Annotated in this window: 18 protein-coding genes; 17 read left to right on the forward strand and 1 reads right to left on the reverse strand. The window is 63.8% G+C overall.

Annotated features, from left to right (window positions below):
• Positions 1 to 68 precede the first annotated feature (68 nt).
• On the forward strand, positions 69 to 1,346 hold the full coding sequence (locus RFM68_RS16420) for a 4-aminobutyrate--2-oxoglutarate transaminase (protein WP_320234018.1): 1,278 nt from the start codon (positions 69 to 71) through the stop codon (positions 1,344 to 1,346).
• Here the strand turns inward: RFM68_RS16420 and RFM68_RS16425 are convergent.
• Positions 1,343 to 2,596: an NAD(P)/FAD-dependent oxidoreductase gene (locus RFM68_RS16425; RefSeq protein ID WP_320234019.1), complete on the reverse strand. Its 1,254-nt coding sequence runs from the start codon at positions 2,594 to 2,596 to the stop codon at positions 1,343 to 1,345. The genes RFM68_RS16420 and RFM68_RS16425 overlap by 4 nt on opposite strands.
• A gap of 419 nt (positions 2,597 to 3,015) precedes the next feature.
• Between RFM68_RS16425 and RFM68_RS16430 the strand changes: the two genes are divergently transcribed.
• The 16 genes from RFM68_RS16430 to RFM68_RS16505 all read left to right on the forward strand — a co-directional run bounded on the left by RFM68_RS16430 (position 3,016) and on the right by RFM68_RS16505 (position 18,397).
• The gene (locus RFM68_RS16430) at positions 3,016 to 4,305 is read left to right on the forward strand and encodes an imelysin family protein (protein WP_320234020.1); all 1,290 of its coding nucleotides are present in this window, start codon (positions 3,016 to 3,018) and stop codon (positions 4,303 to 4,305) included.
• A gap of 67 nt (positions 4,306 to 4,372) precedes the next feature.
• Complete coding sequence (locus RFM68_RS16435) at positions 4,373 to 4,684, forward strand: (2Fe-2S)-binding protein (protein WP_320234021.1); 312 nt, start codon at positions 4,373 to 4,375, stop codon at positions 4,682 to 4,684.
• Positions 4,650 to 5,135, forward strand: coding sequence for a bacterioferritin (gene bfr / locus RFM68_RS16440; RefSeq protein WP_320234023.1), 486 nt, complete (start codon positions 4,650 to 4,652; stop codon positions 5,133 to 5,135). Before RFM68_RS16435 ends, bfr begins: the two co-directional genes overlap by 35 nt.
• Positions 5,136 to 5,147: 12 nt before the next feature.
• Positions 5,148 to 6,749, forward strand: coding sequence for a di-heme oxidoreductase family protein (locus RFM68_RS16445; RefSeq protein WP_320234024.1), 1,602 nt, complete (start codon positions 5,148 to 5,150; stop codon positions 6,747 to 6,749).
• Between the two features lie 20 nt (positions 6,750 to 6,769).
• Positions 6,770 to 7,843 (forward strand): imelysin family protein, encoded by a 1,074-nt coding sequence (locus RFM68_RS16450; RefSeq protein ID WP_320234145.1) that lies wholly within the window; start codon positions 6,770 to 6,772, stop codon positions 7,841 to 7,843.
• 4 nt (positions 7,844 to 7,847) lie between these two features.
• Positions 7,848 to 8,954, forward strand: a complete 1,107-nt coding sequence (locus RFM68_RS16455; RefSeq protein ID WP_320234025.1) for a DUF1513 domain-containing protein — start codon at positions 7,848 to 7,850, stop codon at positions 8,952 to 8,954.
• Between the two features lie 118 nt (positions 8,955 to 9,072).
• The gene (tsaB, locus tag RFM68_RS16460; RefSeq protein ID WP_320234026.1) at positions 9,073 to 9,828 is read left to right on the forward strand and encodes a tRNA (adenosine(37)-N6)-threonylcarbamoyltransferase complex dimerization subunit type 1 TsaB; all 756 of its coding nucleotides are present in this window, start codon (positions 9,073 to 9,075) and stop codon (positions 9,826 to 9,828) included.
• Positions 9,828 to 10,322: a ribosomal protein S18-alanine N-acetyltransferase gene (rimI, locus tag RFM68_RS16465; RefSeq protein ID WP_320234027.1), complete on the forward strand. Its 495-nt coding sequence runs from the start codon at positions 9,828 to 9,830 to the stop codon at positions 10,320 to 10,322. Before tsaB ends, rimI begins: the two co-directional genes overlap by 1 nt.
• Positions 10,323 to 10,449: 127 nt before the next feature.
• Positions 10,450 to 11,250 carry a lyso-ornithine lipid O-acyltransferase gene (gene olsA, locus RFM68_RS16470; protein ID WP_320234029.1) on the forward strand — a complete coding sequence of 267 codons (801 nt, stop codon included), beginning with the start codon at positions 10,450 to 10,452 and terminating at the stop codon, positions 11,248 to 11,250.
• A gap of 51 nt (positions 11,251 to 11,301) precedes the next feature.
• Positions 11,302 to 12,711 (forward strand): tRNA (N6-isopentenyl adenosine(37)-C2)-methylthiotransferase MiaB, encoded by a 1,410-nt coding sequence (gene miaB / locus RFM68_RS16475; protein WP_320234030.1) that lies wholly within the window; start codon positions 11,302 to 11,304, stop codon positions 12,709 to 12,711.
• 136 nt (positions 12,712 to 12,847) lie between these two features.
• Positions 12,848 to 13,840, forward strand: coding sequence for a PhoH family protein (locus tag RFM68_RS16480; protein ID WP_320234146.1), 993 nt, complete (start codon positions 12,848 to 12,850; stop codon positions 13,838 to 13,840).
• Between the two features lie 11 nt (positions 13,841 to 13,851).
• Positions 13,852 to 14,349: an rRNA maturation RNase YbeY gene (gene ybeY / locus RFM68_RS16485; protein ID WP_320234032.1), complete on the forward strand. Its 498-nt coding sequence runs from the start codon at positions 13,852 to 13,854 to the stop codon at positions 14,347 to 14,349.
• Between the two features lie 27 nt (positions 14,350 to 14,376).
• Entirely contained in the window at positions 14,377 to 15,453 is a 1,077-nt protein-coding gene (locus tag RFM68_RS16490) for a hemolysin family protein (protein WP_320234033.1), read from the forward strand.
• 12 nt (positions 15,454 to 15,465) lie between these two features.
• A complete protein-coding gene (locus RFM68_RS16495) occupies positions 15,466 to 15,936 on the forward strand; it encodes a VOC family protein (RefSeq protein ID WP_320234034.1) in 471 nt (156 codons plus the stop codon).
• Between the two features lie 311 nt (positions 15,937 to 16,247).
• Entirely contained in the window at positions 16,248 to 17,837 is a 1,590-nt protein-coding gene (gene lnt / locus RFM68_RS16500) for an apolipoprotein N-acyltransferase (RefSeq protein WP_320234035.1), read from the forward strand.
• A gap of 140 nt (positions 17,838 to 17,977) precedes the next feature.
• Complete coding sequence (locus tag RFM68_RS16505; RefSeq protein WP_320234036.1) at positions 17,978 to 18,397, forward strand: helix-turn-helix domain-containing protein; 420 nt, start codon at positions 17,978 to 17,980, stop codon at positions 18,395 to 18,397.
• Positions 18,398 to 18,407 lie beyond the last annotated feature (10 nt).

An 18,407-nucleotide genomic window follows, 5' to 3' on the forward strand; every position in this document is an offset into this window, starting at 1 on the left:
ATAAGGTGAGAAGAGGCTTCAACGGCAGCAAGACCAAAAAAACGGGCTTTCGCCCGATGAGGGACGAGATGAAGAATTCAGCCATTTCCGAACGCAAGAACCAGTCGATCTCGCGCGGCGTCGGCATGACGACGCAGATCTACGCCGATCGCGCCGAGAATTCGGAAATCTGGGATGTCGAGGGCCGCCGCTATATCGACTTCTCGTCGGGCATCGCGGTGGTCAACACCGGCCACCGCCATCCGAAGGTGATCGAGGCGGTCAAGGCGCAGCTCGACCGCTTCACCCACACCTGCCACCAGGTCGTGCCTTACGAGAGCTATGTGCATCTCGCTGAGCGGCTGAACGGCATGCTGCCGGGCAAATTCGACAAGAAGACGGTGTTCGTCACCACCGGCGCCGAGGCGGTCGAGAACGCGATAAAAATCGCCCGCAACGCAACCGGTCGCCAGGCGGTCATCGCCTTTTCCGGCGGCTTCCATGGCCGCACCTTCATGGGCATGGCGCTGACCGGCAAGGTCGTGCCTTACAAGGTCGGCTTCGGCGCCATGCCGGCCGATGTCTTCCACGCCCCGTTCCCGGTCGCGCTGCACGGCGTGTCGGTCGCGGATTCGCTCGCCGCGCTCGACAAGCTGTTCAAGGCCGACGTCGATCCGGGCCGCGTTGCCGCAATCATCGTCGAGCCGGTCCAGGGCGAGGGCGGCTTCTATGAGGCGCCGCGCGATTTCATGGCGGCACTCCGCAAGATATGCGACCAGCACGGCATCCTGCTCATCGCCGACGAGGTGCAGACCGGCTTTGCCCGCACCGGCAAGATGTTCGCCATGGACCATCACGACGTGGCGCCCGATCTCACCACCATGGCCAAGAGCCTCGCCGGCGGCTTCCCGCTGTCGGCGGTCACCGGCCGCTCCGAGATCATGGACGCGCCAGGCCCCGGCGGTCTCGGCGGCACCTATGGCGGCAGCCCGATCGGCGTCGCCGCCGCGCATGCCGTGCTCGACGTGATCGAGGAGGAAAAGCTCTGCGACCGCGCCAATGCGCTGGGCAGCCGGCTGAAGCAGCGGCTGGAGTCTATCCGCGACGACGTGCCGGAGATCGTCGACATCCGCGGCCCGGGCTTCATGAACGCGGTGGAGTTCAACGATGTGAAGAAGGGCCTGCCGTCGGCGGAACTCGCCAATGCGGTGAGGCTGAAGGCGCTGGACAAGGGCCTCATCCTGCTCACCTGCGGCGTCTACGGCAACGTCATCCGCTTCCTGTCGCCGATCACCATCCAGGACGGCGTCATGACCGAGGCGCTGGACATGCTGGAAACCTCGATCCGCGAGGCGCGCGCGGCTTAACCCGCCGCTCTTGCCGCTTCGCTTCCGCTGAAGGACGCAAGCGCTGCCTTCAGCGCGTCCGGTCCGCCCGCGACCGTCTGCGGCGTCGGCGAGAAGCCGGCGCCGAGCATTTTGCGGCCAAGCATGTGGTCGGCGGGCCGGTTGACGGATTCGATCCCGAGCAGCCGGCTGCCGGCATAGTGATAGATCGAGAATTTGTTGTCGGCGAGGTCGCCCAGCACGACATGGCTGTCGCCGCCTTGCGTCAGCCCCACCATCTGCAGCTTCATGTCGCCGATATCCGACCAGAACCATGGCACCGCCGAAAAGGGCTCGGCATGGCCAAGGATGGTGCGCGCGGCAAGCCGCGCCTGGTCGGTGGCGTTCTGCACCGATTCCAGCCGCACGTCGCCGCCGGTGAACCAGTGCCGGTAAGAGGCGGCGTCGCCGATGGCGAGGATTTCGGGAATAGAGCTTTGCATATGCTGGTCGACACGGATGCCGTTGCCGGTGGCTAAGCCGGCGGCTTCCGCCAGTTCGACATTGGGCACCACGCCGATGCCGATGATCACCATCTGCGCCGGCAGGCGCTCGCCGCTCGAGATGATGGCCGCCGAAACGCGGCCGCTTTCTTCCTCGAGACGGGCAACGGTGGTGCCGGTCAAGATGCGCACGCCGATCGTCTCCAGGCGCTGGCGCACATGCGCGGCGATGACAGGCGCGACGGCGCGGCCGAGCAGCCGGTCGACGGCCTCGACGACGGTGACGTTGCGGCCGGCAGCCCTCAGCGTCGCCGCGATCTCCAGGCCGATGAAGCCGCCGCCGAGAATGACCACGTCCTCGGTCCGCGCGCTGAGCTCGCGGATCGCCCGCGCGTCGGCCAGCGAGCGCAGCGAGGCCACGCCGGCGAGGCCGGCGCCGTCGAGCTTGAGCAGGCGCGGCCGCGAGCCGGTCGCCAGGATCAGCCGGTCGAAGGCAAGCTTGCCGCCGCCCGCCACGTCCAGTTCGCGGCCGCCGGCATCGATGCTCTCGATGCGCACGCCCGACCGATAGTCGATATTGTTGCCCGTGTAAAAAACCTCGCCGCGCAACGGCTGCGGCTTGGCTTCGGCATCCCTGATGAAGGTCTTGGACAGCGGCGGCTTGTGATAGGGCAGTTCCCTCTCGTCGCCGATCAGGACGACCGGCCCTTCATAGCCCTCTTCGCGCAGGCTCGCGGCTGCCTGCACGCCGGCATGGCCCGCACCGACAATCACAACCCCGTTCGTCATCGCAATCCTTTTTTCTTTTGAAATCTAGGATCTTCCGCCAGGTGGCGATTGTCTGCCGCCGCCGCAAGAGCCGACGTCCGGGTCGCACCCAGGACGGCCACCTGTCAACAACATGTGGCGACGCGGCGATGTGTCTAAAGTTGATAATCGTAGTTTAGAATAGTTCTAAACTATTGTTTCAATTGAATTTTTTCTGCAACGCCAGTTGACTTCGGGCCTCTCCATCGCTTTATGGAGAGCTGCGCGCAAAGCGCGTTCCCTTTGATGTCTGGGCCTTGAACCCTTTCGATTGGAGGCAAGTGGATGTCTTTTTTTATCGCGAACCGCGCATCGACGCGGCCACCATTTTTCCCGGCAGGCTCATGCCTCGGCGCGGGTGGGCGCCTTTTATTGAATTTCCAAAGAACTGGAGAAAGTTAATGACGGCACGTAACGGCAGCAGGCTGGCTGCGATCTGCGCCACAGCTGTACTGACGGCGGCGGTGTTCGTGTTGCCGGCGATGGCCGAGACCGATGCGAAAGCGGTGATCAAGACCTATGCCGACATCGCTCTGGCCAAATACGAGGATTCGCTGACCACTGCGCAGGCGCTCGACAAGGCGGTCGACGCGCTCATAGCCAGCCCCTCGGTCGACACGCTCAACGCCGCCCGCGAAGCCTGGAAGGCTGCGCGCATCCCCTACCAGCAGACCGAGGTCTATCGCTTCGGCAACAAGATCGTCGACGACTGGGAAGGCCGGGTGAATTCCTGGCCGCTGGACGAAGGCCTGATCGATTATGTCGCCAAGAGCTACGGCACCGAGTCGGACGAAAACGCGCTCTATACGGCCAACGTCATCGCCAACAAGGAAATCGAGATCAACGGCAAGAAGGTCGACGCCTCGAAGCTGACGCCCGAATTCCTGTCCGGCACGCTGCAGGAGACCGGCGGCGTCGAAGCCAATGTAGCGACCGGCTATCACGCCATCGAATTCCTGCTCTGGGGCCAGGATCTGCACGGCACCGGTCCGGGCGCCGGCGAGCGGCCCCATACCGACTACGACCTCAAGAATTGCAGCAACGGCAATTGCGACCGTCGCGCGGAATATCTGAAGTCGGCCAGCGACCTTCTGGTGTCAGACCTGCAGGAGATGGTCAACGACTGGAAGCAAGACGGCGCCGCGCGCAAGAACCTGACCGACGGCGATGCGAACACCGGCATCTCCACCATCTTCACCGGCATGGGCTCGCTCTCCTATGGCGAGCTTGCCGGCGAGCGTATGAAGCTCGGCCTGCTGCTGCACGATCCGGAGGAGGAGCACGACTGCTTCTCCGACAACACCTACAACTCGCACCTTTATGACGCCGTCGGCATCCGCGACGCCTACCATGCCAGCTACAAGCGGCTCGACGGTTCCGTGGTTTCGGGTCCGTCGGTGTCGGACATGGTCAAGGCCGCCGATCCGGCGATCGACAAGGAGCTGTCGGGCAAGCTCGATACCAGCGTCGCCAGGATGGAGGCCATCAAGGCGCGCGCGCTGGCCGGCGAGGCCTACGACCAGCAGATCGCCGAAGGCAACACCGAAGGCAACGCCACCGTGCAGGCAGCGATCGACGCGCTGGTCGACCAGACCAAGTCGATCGGGCGCGCCGTCGGTTCCCTGAAGCTGAACAACATCGCCTTCGAAGGTTCCGACAGCCTCGACGCCTCTGACAAGGTGTTCAAGTAAGACCGTCGGGCGAGCAACAGCCACGCGGCGCCGGCCCGGCGCCGTCAGCCAGAGCAAGTACAAGTAAATGCTGATCTGCCATTGCAACATCATCACCGAAAAGGAGATCGAGCAGACGATCGTCGGCCTGCTTGATGAAGATCCCTGGCAGCTTATTGTGCCGGCCAAGGTCTATCATGCCATGCACAAGCGCGGCCGCTGTTGCGGCTGTTTCCCAAATGTGGTGGAAACGATCATTCGGGTTACCGAGACCTACCACGCCCGCTCAGAGGTGGGGAACGTGGACATCGTTTCACACCTGGATCGCGTGAGAGGCTTGCGCGGCCAATACGGGAGCAGAACCCATGAAAGGCGAACCGCAGATCATCGAGCGGCTTAATGAAGCTCTGTTCCTGGAGCTCGGGGCCATCAACCAGTACTGGGTGCATTATCGTCTGCTCGAGGATTGGGGCTACACCAAGCTGGCAAAGAAGGAGCGGGCGGAATCGATCGAGGAAATGCATCACGCCGACCGGTTGATCGCGCGCATCATCTTCCTCGAAGGCCATCCGAACCTGCAGTCCGTCGCGCCGCTGCGCATCGGCCAGAATGTCAAGGAAGTGCTCGAATCCGATCTGGCCGGCGAATATGACGCGCGCACTGCCTACAAGCGATCGCGCGAGATCTGCCACGACGAAGGCGATTTCGTCTCGATGAAGCTGTTCGAGGACCTTTTGACCGACGAGGAAGGACATATCGACTTCCTGGAAACGCAGCTCGACCTGCTTGCCTCGATCGGCGAGGAAAAGTACGGCCAGCTCAATGCCGACTCGGCTGACGAGGCGGAGTAAGGACATGCGGGAATGCGGCGCCCCATAGATTGCTCGTGCCGCTCGCGCCGGGCTGAAAACGACGGCCTGCCGCTTCACAAGACCCCGCGACACCGGATCTATCGCGGGGCATCGCTTTTGCTGGCGATGGTGCTTTCTGTTCCCGCTATGGCCTGCGAGCCAGCCGATCTGCCGGCAAGCCGGACCGACCTGACGCCAAAGGATCAGGCGCGGGTACTGATGGTCACCAAGCCAACGGCCGACTTCACCAAGCCCGAGCCGTTCGAACTGATGCAGGGCGGCGCCGGCACGTCGCGCAAGGACGTCAACCGCGACGCCTTCTCGCAATCTTCCGCCAACATCACCTTCGAGGAAGAAGGGACCTTCAAGCTCGGCAACGCGCTTTTCCGCAAGAACTGGGTGTCGTCGCCGTCATCGACCCAGGCTTCGGATGGGCTCGGTCCCCTGTTCAATGAGCGCGCCTGCCAGAACTGCCATCTGAAGGATGGCCGTGGCCGCCCGCCGGAAGGCAACGCCGGCTCGACATCGATGTTTCTCCGGCTGGCGCGCGACGCCGGCAGCGCCGAAGAAAAGGCCGCGCTTGCCGACCACAAGGTGCTGAACTTTCCCGATCCGGTCTATGGCGCGCAACTGCAGGATCTGGCGGTGCCCGGCCTCAGGGGCGAAGGCCGCATGCACGTCGAGCACTCCGAGGAAAAAGTGACGCTCGGCGACGGCACCGCCGTTTCGCTGCGCAAGCCGAGCTATTCGGTGGAAGGTCTCGGCTATGGTCCGCTCGATCCGCGCACCACGCTCTCGCCGCGCCTGACGCCGCCGATGATCGGGCTCGGCCTTATCGAGCAGATCGCTCCGGCCGATATCCTCGCCCATGCCGATCCGGACGACCGCGACGGCGATGGCATTTCGGGCAGGCCGAACATCGTGCGCGATGAGTTGAGCGGCGCGGTAACCTTGGGCCGCTTCGGCTGGAAGGCGCAGACCGCGTCGATCCGCCAGCAGGCGGCCGACGCCTTTGCCGGCGATATCGGCATCTCGACGCCGGAAATGCCGAAGCCCTGGGGCGATTGCACCGAGGCGCAGAAGGATTGCCTTGCCATGCCGAACGGCGTGCAGCAGCGTCTCGGCACGGCCGAGGCGCCGCCGCCGGTGATGGACCTCGTCACCTTCTATTCGCAGAATCTGGCCGTGCCGGCGCGGCGCGATCTCGACAAGCCGGATGTGCTTGCCGGCAAGAAACAGTTCTACGAGATGGGCTGTATTTCCTGCCACACGCCGAAATTCGTCACCGTGCGCGGCACGCCGAACAAGGCGCAGGCCTTCCAACTGATCTGGCCTTATTCCGACTTCCTGCTGCACGACATGGGCGAGGGCCTCGCCGACGGGCAGCGGGTGGGCGAAGCAAGCGGCAGCGAGTGGCGCACCCCGCCGCTCTGGGGCATCGGGCTCACCGCGACAGTCAACGGCAATGCTTTTTATCTACATGACGGCCGCGCCCGCACGCTTGCCGAGGCGATCCTGTGGCATGGCGGCGAGGGCCGGAAGGCGCGCGACCACTTCGCCGGAGCCTCCGCGGCCGATCGTGATGCGCTGATCAAATTCCTGGAGTCTCTCTGATGTTAAAACGCGTCGCTCTGATGTCGAAACGCCTGGCCCTTGCTCTTTCGTTCCTTCTGGCCGCCGTGCTGCCGGCTTCGGCCGCAATCAAGGCCTCCGATGTCATCGGACGCGCGATCGACGGTTTTGTTCGGCCGGCCTATGCCGGCCTCGACGAGCATGCGGCGGGCCTGAACAAGGCTATGCGCCAGCTTTGCGAAACGCCGTCTGGGCAAAATCTCGAAGCGGCGCGCTCGGCGTTTTCCGGCGCGGTCGAAGCCTGGTCGGTCGCCGAGATCATCGCCTTCGGCCCGATCAAGGAAAACAACCGGCTGGAGCGCATGCTCTATTGGCCGGACCGCAAGAGCATTGGCCTGCGGCAGGTACAGTCGACACTCGCCGCGAAGGATCCTTCCGCCACCGATCCGGCGCAACTGGCGCAAAAGAGCGTCGCCATTCAGGGCCTCGGCGCGCTCGAATTTGTGCTTTACGGCGATGGCGCCGAAACGCTTGCCGGGAAGGACGATCCCTACCGCTGCGCCTATGGCGCTGCGGTCGCCGGCAACATCGAAACGATTGCCGGCGAGGTGCGTGATGCCTGGAACAAGCCCGAGGGCTTTGCGTCGCTCTGGGCCAATCCGGGGCCGAAAAACCCGCTCTACCGCGACGGCGCCGAAGCCGTGACGGAACTGGTCGGTGTCTTCATCAACGAGCTGGAAATGATCCGCGACGTGCGGCTCAAGGGCTTTCTCGGCGCCAAACCCGATGCCGACAAGCCGAAGCAGGCGATCTACTGGCGCTCGCGGAACACGACGACGTCGCTGGCCGGGAATCTGTCCGGTATCGACGAGTTGTTCCAGGCTTCCCGGCTCGGCGATGCGCTGCCCGCCGATGCGCAATGGATGGCCGAGTCCATCCACATCCAGCTCGCCAACAGTGTGACGACCGCGAAATCCGTCAGCGGCCCGATCGACAAGGCGCTAGCCGATCCGGCGCAGCGCGACAAGCTCGAGCACTTCGCGCTGATAACCTCGAGCCTGTCGACCTTGATCGGCACCAGGATGACTGCCGCGTTCGGCCTGACCGCCGGCTTTTCGTCGCTGGACGGGGATTGACGCCGTGAAGACCTCGCTCATCGACCGCCGCGATTTCCTGCGAGCCGCAGGCGCGAGTTTCGCCGCCGCCATGGCGCCGCGGGCATGGGCCGACACGCTGGCTGCGGACGCGGTGTTTGCCACGGCTTTCGCCAAGCACGACGGCAGCTTCGGCGCCGCCGTGCTCTCCGAGGACGGCAGGATCCTGCACACGGTCGATCTGCCCGACCGCGGCCATGACGTCACCTTCGATCAGGTGTCGAAACGCTCGGTCGTCTTCGCGAGGCAGCCCGGCACCTTCGCTGTCGTCTTCGACCATGCCGGCCGCGACAAGCCTTTGACCATCGCCAGCATTGCCGGCCGGCATTTCTTCGGCCATGGCGTGTTCTCGCCCGACGGCGCCTTGCTCTATGCGACGGAGAACGATTTCGACAACGCCGCGGGCGTCGTCGGCATTTATGACGCGCGGGCAAAATTCAACCGCATCGGCGAGTTCCCGACCTACGGCATGGGCCCGCACGAGCTGCTCCTGCTCGGCGATGGCCGCACGCTCGGCATCGCCAATGGCGGCATCGAAACCCATCCCGACTATGGCCGCGCCGAGCTCAATATCGCCACGATGAAGCCGTCCTACACGCTGGTCGATCGCGTCACCGGCGACCTGATCGAAAAGCACGAATTGCCGCCGGCGCTGCATCAGCTGTCGATCCGGCACATGGATCGCGACGAGGCGGGCACCGTCTGGTTCGGCTGCCAATATCGCGGGCCGGCGACCGACCGCCCGGCGCTGGTCGGCCGCGCCGCGCGCGGCAAGGAGCTCGAGCTGCTGGAGATGCCGCCGGACGTGCTCTTCGGCTTCCGCAACTATATCGGCTCGGTCGCCGCCAATGCCGCCACCGGCACGGTTGCGGTCACTTCGCCGGAAGGCAATTCGCTGGCCGTCATCGATGCCGCCAGCGGACGCGTGGTCGTGACCAGGCCGCTGGTCGAGGTCTGCGGCCTCGCGCCCGACGGCGCCGGCTTCATGGCAACCACTGGCGCCGGCGAGATCGTCGGTGGCGCCGGCGTGAGCCGTTCCGAGCCGGACTATGTCTGGGACAATCACATGCTGCGCATTGTCGCGACGGCGTGATCGCCGCGCGTAGAAGCAAAGCCGCTTAACATTTCTCCGCCCTGGCCCTTGCGGTGGCGGCCTATGCCGGGCAGAGGGAATTGTGTTTCGATCCAGTTCGTTAACCGGCCCTGCCCGTATGAAGCTACTTGCCATCGACTGCGCCGCCAACCTTTGTGCCGCCTGCATCTATGACACAGGCGCCGGCACAGAGATTGGCCGCGAGGTGCGCGATCTCGGCAAGGGGCATGCCGAGCATCTGATGGCCATTATCGAGACTGCCCTGCAAGCCGGTGGGATCGGCTATCACGACCTTAACGCCATTGCCGTCTCGATCGGACCCGGCTCTTTCACCGGCCTGCGCGTCGGCGTCTCGACCGCGCGCGGCCTTGCGCTGGCGCTGAAGATACCGGCGATCGGCGTGACGACGCTGGAAGCCCTGGCGGCGGAGGGTGCGAATGCCTTTCCCGGGCGCGCGGTGCTTGCCGCGCTCGATGCCGGCCGCGAGGAAATCCATGCGGCGCTCTATGATAAAATGTTAGCCGAAGCTTACGGACCTTCGGTAACCACGCTTGCCGAGGCGACGACCATGGCCATCGGCGCCGATGCGGTCCTTGTCGGGACCGCCGCACCGCAGATTGCCGCGTCGGCCGGGCGTCCTTTCGACACCGGCCCGGTTGCCGCCACCGCCGACATTGCGACCTACGCCAGGCTGGCTTCGACCAAGGGGCCGGGCGACAAGCCGAAGCCGCTCTATCTGCGCGGTGCCGACGCCAAGCCGCAGGCGGGTTTCATTCTTCCAAGGCAGGACAATGGTCCAAAGGCAGACCATGATCCCAAAAAATGGGACCCGGTTTTTGGGAAAGGTCTTGGTCCAAAGGGAAACGACGCCTGATGCGCATCCCGTTCTTTCAGCCCCGCCGCAGGGACTATGCGCTGGAACCGCTGACGGTTGCCGACAGCGCCGCCGTTTCGGTGCTGCATCGCGAGGATTTCGTACGGCCCTGGACCGACGGCGAGTTCGCCGCGCTGCTCGAACAGGACACGGTGTTCGGATATGCCGCGCGCGAGACCGGGCAGGGTGCCAAGCCGCCGGTCGGCTTCGTCCTGGCGCGGCTCGCCGCCGGCGAGGGCGAAATCCTGACCGTGGCCGTCGCCCGTACGCATCGCCGCCAGGGACTTGGCTGGCAATTGATGGACGCGGTGCTGCGCGAACTGCATGCGCAGCGCGCCGAAGCGCTCTTTCTCGAGGTCGACGAGACCAACGCGGCGGCGATCGGGCTCTACCGCAGGCTTGGCTTCCGCCAGGTCGGCCATCGCCCGAACTATTATCGCTCGACAGAGCACGGTCCGACCGGCGCGCTTGTCATGCGCCGCGATCTTCGCTAGCCACAGTCGCGCGTGACCCCGAAAATCGGCTCCGATTTTCGGAAAGGATCATGCGCCAAGTGGGAGTGTTACAGCGTCCTTTGCGCGCCCCAAGGCGCGTGGCGCTGTAATGTTGGGGCCGGAGCGAATGATCAAGAGATTGCGGATTTTCCTGGCGCTCGGCTATGTCGTCGTCTGTTCACTGGTGCTGGTGCCGCTGCAGATCCTGTCGATGAAGACGGGACTCTGGCCCGAAACGTTCATCCTGAAAATCTGGCACGGCATGATCCTGCGGGCGCTCGGCATGCGGGTGCATGTGAAGGGCGCGCTGGCCAAGGAACGCCCTCTGCTTGTCGCGGCCAACCATATTTCCTGGACCGACATCATGGTGCTCGGCTCCTTCGTCGATGTGAAGTTCATCGCCAGGGCCGACATGGAAGGCTGGCCGCTGATCGGCATGCTGTCCAAGCTGCAGCGCACCGTCTTCGTCGAGCGGGAGCGCAAGCGCGCCTCCGGCGAGCAGGCAAGCGACATCGCCAGGCGCATGGCCAAGGGCGACGCCATGGTGCTGTTCGCCGAAGGCTCGACCGGCGACGGCAACCTCGTGCTGCCGTTCAAGAGCACCCTGTTCGGCGCGGCCACCATGGCGATTTCGGAAGGCGCTGCGGAACAGGTCTTCATCCAGCCCGTGGCGATCGCCTATACGCGGTTGCACGGCATGCCGATGGGCCGGCGACACCGTCCGATATCCGCCTGGATTGGCGACCAGGATCTGATGCCCCATCTGAAAGGTCTGCTTGCCGAAGGCGCGATCGATGCCGAGGTGCATTTCGGCAAGCCGGTGCCGTTCTCCAAGGGCTCGAGCCGCAAGGAAACGGCAAGGCTGATGGAAGCCAAAGTGCGCGAGATGACGCAAGCCATCCTCGCCGACCCGGCCAAGAGCCGGTAATCCACCAAAATCGTCTGTTTTTTGTCACGGAAAGGCGGTAGAAGCCGCCCGATGGAATTGAACACGATTGAAAGCCACGACATCGCGACTGCGTCCGAGCATTCGGCCAGCACGGGCCGAACGGCGAAAAAGGTCTTCGTCAAGACCTATGGTTGCCAGATGAACGTCTACGATTCCCAGCGCATGACCGATGCGCTGGCCGCTGACGGCTATGTCGCCACCGACGCGATCGATGATGCTGATCTGGTGCTGCTCAACACCTGCCATATCCGCGAAAAGGCGGCGGAAAAGGTCTATTCCGAGCTTGGCCGCATCCGCGACGTGAAGGCCGAGCGCGCCGAGACGGGGCGCGAATTGCTGATCGGTGTCGCCGGTTGCGTGGCCCAGGCCGAGGGCGCCGAGATCATCCGCCGTGCGCCTGCGGTCGATCTGGTCATCGGCCCGCAGACCTATCACCGGCTGCCGGACGTGCTGGCAAGGGTCCGTGGCGGCGAAAAGATCGTCGAGACCGAATACGCCGTCGAGGACAAATTCGAGCACCTGCCGCAGCCGAAGCGCGCCGAGCTTGCCAGGCGCGGCGTCACCGCTTTCCTGACGGTGCAGGAAGGCTGCGACAAGTTCTGCACTTTTTGCGTGGTGCCCTATACGCGCGGCTCCGAAGTGTCGCGGCCGGTGGCGCAGATCGTTGCCGAGGCAGAGCGCCTGGCCGAGGCCGGCGTGCGTGAGGTGACGCTGCTCGGCCAGAACGTCAACGCCTGGCATGGTGTCGGCGAAAATGGCCAGGAATGGGGCCTCGGCCGCCTGCTGTTCCGCTTGGCGGAAATTCCCGGCCTGGCGCGGCTGCGCTACACCACCAGCCATCCGCGCGACATGGACGACGAATTGATCGCCGCGCATCGTGACCTGCCGGCGCTGATGCCCTATTTGCATCTGCCGGTGCAGTCCGGTTCCGACCGCATCCTCAAGGCGATGAACCGCCGCCATACGGCACGCGACTATCTGGCGCTCATCGAGCGCATCCGCGCCGCCCGCGACGACATCGCCATGTCCGGTGACTTCATCGTCGGCTTTCCCGGCGAGACGGAAGAGGATTTCGAGGCGACCATGAGACTGGTGCGCGAGGTGAACTACGCCTCCGCCTTCTCGTTCAAATATTCGCCGCGCCCCGGCACGCCGGGCGCCGAAATGGACGGCCATGTGTCGGAAGCGGTGAAGGATGAGCGGCTGCAGCGCCTGCAGGCGCTGCTCCTGAGGCAGCAGCAGGATTTCGGCTTGGGTCTCGTCGGCAGGACCATCGGTACGCTGATCGAGAAGCCTGGCCGGCAGGCCGGACAGAAAGTTGGCCGTTCGCCCTGGCTGCAGCCGGTTATTGTTGACGACAAGGCCGGCGGAATCGGTGACATTATCGACGTACGAATCACAAGGACGGGCTACAATAGCCTGTTCGCCGAGTTGGCCTGATGCATGTCGCCCAAAAGTGCTCGCGGTTTTGGGACAACGACATGCATAGCCACAAGCCTCGGCAGATGAGGAGAGACGGTTGAGCGCTGCTGAACTGAAGAATCCGCCCCAGAACCAGGCGTCCGGGGCTTCCGACATGGCGCACATCGTACTGACCTTCGACAACAACAAGCTGGCCAGCGCCCTTTACGGTCAGTTCGATGAGAATTTGGCCCGGCTCGAGCAAAAGCTCGGCGTCGATATTCGCTCGCGCGGCAATCAGCTTGCGATCAAAGGTACGGCCGCGGCCGCCGAGCAGGCGCGCCGCGCGTTGGATACCCTCTACGGCATTCTCCAGAAAGGCGTCGATATCGGCCAGTCCGACGTCGACGGCGCCGTGCGCATGGCGATCGCCGCCGACGACCAGCTGACGTTGCCGACCATGGAGCGCAAGGGCAAGGTATCGGCCGCCCAGATTGCGACCCGCAAGAAGACGATCTACGCCCGCTCGCTCAACCAGGACGCCTATATGCGGGCGCTGGAACGCTCCGAGATGGTGTTCGGCATCGGTCCCGCCGGCACCGGCAAGACTTATCTGGCGGTGGCGCACGCGGCGATGCTCCTGGAGCGCGGCATGGTCGAGCGCATCATCCTGTCGCGTCCGGCGGTAGAGGCAGGCGAGCGGCTGGGCTTCCTGCCCGGCGACATGAAGGAAAAGGTCGATCCGTATCTGCGACCGCTCTATGACGCGCTCTACGACATGATGCCGGCCGACAAGGTTGAGCGCGCCATCGCCGCCGAGGTGATCGAGATAGCGCCGCTGGCCTTCATGCGCGGCCGCACGCTGGCGCATGCGGCGGTGATCCTCGACGAGGCTCAGAACACCACGCCGATGCAGATGAAGATGTTCCTCACCCGTCTCGGCGAGAACTCGCGCATGATCGTCACCGGCGATCCGACGCAGATCGACCTTCCGCCCAACACCAAGTCGGGGCTGGTCGAGGCGCTGCGCGTCCTCGACGGTGTGCCCGGTATAGTCACCGTCCGCTTCAACGAAGGCGATGTGGTCCGCCACCCGCTGGTTGCCGAGATCGTCAAGGCTTATGACCGCGACGGCAAGCTGGCGAGAGGCCTGGGCGCCGAAAGCTGATCAAAGGCCGCATGGCTGAAAATACTGAATCCGCCGCCGGGACGCCGGTCGATATCGATATTTTCGTGGAGGCCGGCGACTGGCCCGCGGAAGCCGAATTGACGCGTCTGGTCGATCGCGCCGTAGCGGCCACCTTTGCCGAAACCGGCGCGAGCGGCGCCTCGGAGCTCAGCATCGTTTTTTCCGACGATGCCCATATCCAGACGCTCAACGCCGAATGGCGCGGCAAGGACAAGCCAACCAACGTCTTGTCTTTCCCGGCTTTTTCAGTGCCGAAAGGCGGCCTGATGCCGCCGATGCTGGGCGATATCGTGCTGGCTTCCGAGACGGTGGCGCGCGAGGCCGCACTGGAAGACAAGCCGATTGCGAACCATATCACTCATCTCGTTGTTCATGGCCTGCTGCATCTTTTGGGACATGATCACGAGACCGACACCGAGGCCGAGGAGATGGAAGCGATCGAGCGCGCGGCGCTTGCGAGGCTTGCCATTCCCGATCCCTACGCGTAACAAAAAAGCTCAATTGACCCGATGGCGATGAACGACACACCAGAAACTGCCGCCCGTCCGGACGCCGGCAGTGCTGCCAAGTCTTCCGAAAAGACGGAAGAGGGCTCCAGTCCGAGTATTCCGACCGGCAGCGCGGCCGCAGAGCCGACGTATGCCGGTCCTTCCCTCTTTGACCGTGTGCTCGGCTTGTTCCGGCACCGTAACGGCACCAGCCTGCGCGAGGAGATTGCCGGCGCGCTTGCCGAAACGGCGACCGATGCCGGCGCGTTCTCGCCCGGCGAACGCGCCATGCTCAACAACATCCTGCGCCTGCGCGAAGTGCGGGTCGAGGACGTCATGGTGCCGCGCGCCGATATCGAGGCGGTCGAGATCAACACGACGCTTGGCGATCTGCTCGGCCTCTTCGAGCAATCCGGCCATTCGCGCATGCCGGTCTATTCCGAGACGCTCGACGATCCGCGCGGCATGGTCCACATCCGCGACGTGCTCGCCCACATCACCAAGGTCGCCCGCGTCAAGAAGGGCCGCGCCAGCCGCAAGACGCCGGTGGCGACCGCGCTTGACCTCGCGCAGGTGGATCTCGCCCGCACCATCGGCGATCTCAATCTGATCCGTCAGGTGCTGTTCGTGCCGCCCTCGATGCTTGCCTCCGACCTGATGGGCCGCATGCAGACAAACCGTACGCAGATGGCGCTGGTCATCGACGAATATGGCGGCACCGACGGCCTCGCCTCGCTGGAAGACATCGTCGAGATGGTGGTCGGCGACATCGAGGACGAGCACGACGATGACGAGCCGATGATCACCCAGACCGGCGACGGCGTCTTTGTCGTCGACGGCAAGGCCGAGATCGACGAGGTCGCCAAGATGATCGGCGAGGATTTCGCCGCCGGCGAGCACGGCGAATATGTCGACACCATCGGCGGCATGATCTTCAACACGCTCGGGCGCGTTCCGGCCAGGGGCGAAGTCGTGCAGGCCATTCCAGGTTTCGAGTTCCATGTGCTCGACGCCGATCCGCGCCGCGTCAAGCGCGTGCGCATCGTGCAGAGCCCAAAGGGCGAGCGGCAGCGCCGCCGCGCGGCCCGCACCGAACAGGCCTGATATCTTCCCGGCATGCCGATCGACGATCCGTTCAAGCACGCGGTCCTGGGCTCAGCCGTCTTCTATCGCGATCCGCGCGCGGCATTGGCCTGGCTGCAGGCGGCCTTCGGCTTCGAGCCAAGCATGCTGGTAAGCGACACCGACGGCAGGCTCGTGCATGCTGAAATGCGCTTCGGCGACGGCTATATCATCGTCGATTCCGAATGGGCCGACCATGTCGCCAGTCCCGCTTCCGTCGGCGGCAAGAACACGCAGGCCGTCTATGTCCGCCTGCAGCAGGACCTTGATGCTCATTGCGAAAAGGCACGTATGGCGGGCGCGATAATTGTTGAAGAACCGACGGATCATTTCTACGGCGAGCGGCAATATCGTGCCCGCGATCCCGAAGGCCATATCTGGACATTCACCCGGACCGTGCGCGTTGTTTCGAAGGACGAGGCCGAGCAACTGAGCGGCCTGCGGATCGAGGGCTGGCACAGCTGAGCATTTTTTGCAGCAAGCGAAATCGCTTGGCGCTGCAGAAATGCGGCTAAAACAAAGAGCTACAGCGGGATACTTGTTCCCGCTATAGAGCAATTCCAGGAAAAGTGTGAGTGGTTTAGGCTCGGCGACTTCGCCGTAGCCTTCCGTCCGGAATTGCGTCAAAACAAAGAGATAGAGCGGTTCGCCGTTTCCGTGAAACGGTGAAACGCTGTAGCGCGACCGTGTTCAGGCCGCGCTCATCTGGGGTTTGGATCAGGCAGCGCAGCCTGTTAAATCTCTAACTCCCTGATTCGTGCGACTTGGGAAGCTGGATGCAGCGCTTTGCCGGCCGGATAATTCTGCTGTGGGGGTGGTGGCGGGCGCTGGTGGCGTTTGCCGCCGGAGCCCTGGCGGTGCTTGCCCAGGCGCCTTACGATTTCTTCGCCGTCTGCTTCGTTTCGTTCCCGGTCCTGGTCTGGCTGCTCGACGGCGCCACCGGCGAGGCTTCCGATGGCTGGTTCAGGCGCCTGAAGCCGGCTTTCGCCATCGGCTGGTGGTTCGGCTTCGGCTATTTCCTCGCCGGTCTCTGGTGGATCGGCCAGGCATTGCTGGTCGAGGCCGACAGTTTCGCCTGGGCCTTGCCCTTCGCCGTTGTCGGCATCCCCTTCGCGCTGGCCTTCTTCTATGGCTTTGCCACCGTGGTGGCGCGGCTGTTCTGGAGCAGCGATATCGGCCGCATCGCGGCCCTTGCCTTCGGTTTCGGCCTCGCCGAATGGTTGCGCGACTTTCTCTTCACCGGCTTTCCCTGGAACGCCGTCGGCTACGCGGCAATGCCGGTGCCGCTCCTGATGCAGAGCGTATCGGTGACCGGCATGATCGGCATGAATGTGCTCGCGGTCTTCCTGTTTTCCCTGCCCGCGCTGGTTGCGGCGCGCCGGCATCTGAGGCTGGGCGTTGCCCTGTTCGTCATCCTGGTCGCCGCTCATGTCGGCTTCGGCTATTTCAGGCTCGCCATGCCGGCCGAACCGGCCACGCGCTCGATCGATGTTCGCATCGTCCAGCCCGCGGTCGATCTCAGCGAAAAATGGGATGCCTCGGTGCGGGACCGCATCTTCGCAACTTTGCTGGGGCTATCGGGCAAAGCCCCGGAAGACGGCCACGCCAAGCCGCAGCTCATTCTGTGGCCGGAAACATCGGTGCCGTTCCTGTTCACCGAGCGTCCGGACGCGCTGACGGCGCTGGGCGACATGCTGGCCGACGGCCAGATGCTGGTTGCCGGTGTCGTGCGCGAGGAGGGCGGATCGGCGAATGCCGGCAGCCGCTACTACAATTCCGTGGTGGCAATCAACGACAGGGGCGAGATCGTCGATGCCGTCGACAAGGTGCATCTGGTGCCCTTCGGAGAGTATCTGCCCTTTGCCGATCTTTTCGAACGCTTCGGCATAGGCCAGCTCGTTGCCGGACCGATGAATTTCGCCGCCGGCAACGAGCGGCATCCGATTACCGTGCCGGGCGGCCTGCGTGCCGCTCCATTCATCTGCTACGAGGTGATTTTTCCCGATCTCGTGGCCGTTGACGTTACGTCAGCTGACGTTATTGTGAACGTCACCAACGACGCATGGTTTGGCGACACGCCGGGCCCTTATCAGCACTTCAGGCAGGCCCAGATTCGTGCGGTGGAGAATGGATTGCCTCTGTTGCGTGCGGCTAACAATGGCATCTCCGCCGTCGTCGATTCGCGCGGGCGCATTGTCGATGCGCTGGCCGTCAATGCGCGCGGCGCCATTGACGCGCATGTGCCGATTTCCGGCCACGCGCTTTTTCCCGCCGACCAGCGGCGCATTAACGGATTGCTGATCATGTTGGCGTTTGCGCTGATGGCCTTCACATTGAATGTAAGGCAGCGGCTACGGGTGAATTGACAGTCGGCACATTAGAAACTCATACTGTAACGCCTAAAATTTTCTCGAAGTCGGTTGGAGGGTTCTGTTGGGGCAGGTGGCTCCGGCTTCATTTGGGCGAACAAAAATAGAAAAAGCCGGAAAAATTCGGCGAGGAAAAAATGACAGAAGAGAACAAGAAGAAGCCGAATCCGATCGACATCCATGTTGGGAGTCGCATCCGGCTGCGTCGCAATATGCTTGGGATGAGCCAGGAAAAGCTGGGTGAAAATCTCGGCATCACGTTTCAGCAGATCCAGAAGTACGAAAAGGGGACAAACAGGGTCGGCGCCAGTCGTCTGCAGGCCATCGCCTCCATCCTGAGCGTTCCCGTCGCGTTCTTCTTCGAGGATGCCCCGGGCGAGGAGACCGGCGGCAATCGGGGATTTGCCGAAGACTCCTCAATGGCGTTTGCCATCGAATTCTGCGGCAGTCCCGAAGGGCTTCAGCTCAACCGGGCCTTCGTCAAGATCGGCGACGTCAAGGTACGCCGCAGGATCATCGATCTGGTGAAGGCGCTGTCCACCGACGACGCCGATTGATTTTTTGCTT

It is taken from the genome of Mesorhizobium montanum (assembly GCF_033977145.1).
In the GTDB taxonomy this organism is placed as follows: domain Bacteria; phylum Pseudomonadota; class Alphaproteobacteria; order Rhizobiales; family Rhizobiaceae; genus Mesorhizobium; species Mesorhizobium montanum.

Coding starts and splice junctions, on each gene's coding strand:
- olsA (WP_320234029.1), top strand. CDS start 10,450: ATGATCAAGAGATTGCGGATTTTCCTGGCGCTCGGCTATGTCGTCGTC.
- rimI (WP_320234027.1), top strand. CDS start 9,828: ATGCGCATCCCGTTCTTTCAGCCCCGCCGCAGGGACTATGCGCTGGAA.
- RFM68_RS16435 (WP_320234021.1), top strand. CDS start 4,373: ATGCTGATCTGCCATTGCAACATCATCACCGAAAAGGAGATCGAGCAG.
- RFM68_RS16490 (WP_320234033.1), top strand. CDS start 14,377: ATGAACGACACACCAGAAACTGCCGCCCGTCCGGACGCCGGCAGTGCT.
- RFM68_RS16495 (WP_320234034.1), top strand. CDS start 15,466: ATGCCGATCGACGATCCGTTCAAGCACGCGGTCCTGGGCTCAGCCGTC.
- RFM68_RS16505 (WP_320234036.1), top strand. CDS start 17,978: ATGACAGAAGAGAACAAGAAGAAGCCGAATCCGATCGACATCCATGTT.
- bfr (WP_320234023.1), top strand. CDS start 4,650: ATGAAAGGCGAACCGCAGATCATCGAGCGGCTTAATGAAGCTCTGTTC.
- ybeY (WP_320234032.1), top strand. CDS start 13,852: ATGGCTGAAAATACTGAATCCGCCGCCGGGACGCCGGTCGATATCGAT.
- lnt (WP_320234035.1), top strand. CDS start 16,248: ATGCAGCGCTTTGCCGGCCGGATAATTCTGCTGTGGGGGTGGTGGCGG.
- RFM68_RS16445 (WP_320234024.1), top strand. CDS start 5,148: ATGCGGCGCCCCATAGATTGCTCGTGCCGCTCGCGCCGGGCTGAAAAC.
- RFM68_RS16450 (WP_320234145.1), top strand. CDS start 6,770: ATGTCGAAACGCCTGGCCCTTGCTCTTTCGTTCCTTCTGGCCGCCGTG.
- tsaB (WP_320234026.1), top strand. CDS start 9,073: ATGAAGCTACTTGCCATCGACTGCGCCGCCAACCTTTGTGCCGCCTGC.
- RFM68_RS16480 (WP_320234146.1), top strand. CDS start 12,848: ATGGCGCACATCGTACTGACCTTCGACAACAACAAGCTGGCCAGCGCC.
- miaB (WP_320234030.1), top strand. CDS start 11,302: ATGGAATTGAACACGATTGAAAGCCACGACATCGCGACTGCGTCCGAG.
- RFM68_RS16430 (WP_320234020.1), top strand. CDS start 3,016: ATGACGGCACGTAACGGCAGCAGGCTGGCTGCGATCTGCGCCACAGCT.
- RFM68_RS16425 (WP_320234019.1), bottom strand. CDS start 2,596: ATGACGAACGGGGTTGTGATTGTCGGTGCGGGCCATGCCGGCGTGCAG.
- RFM68_RS16420 (WP_320234018.1), top strand. CDS start 69: ATGAAGAATTCAGCCATTTCCGAACGCAAGAACCAGTCGATCTCGCGC.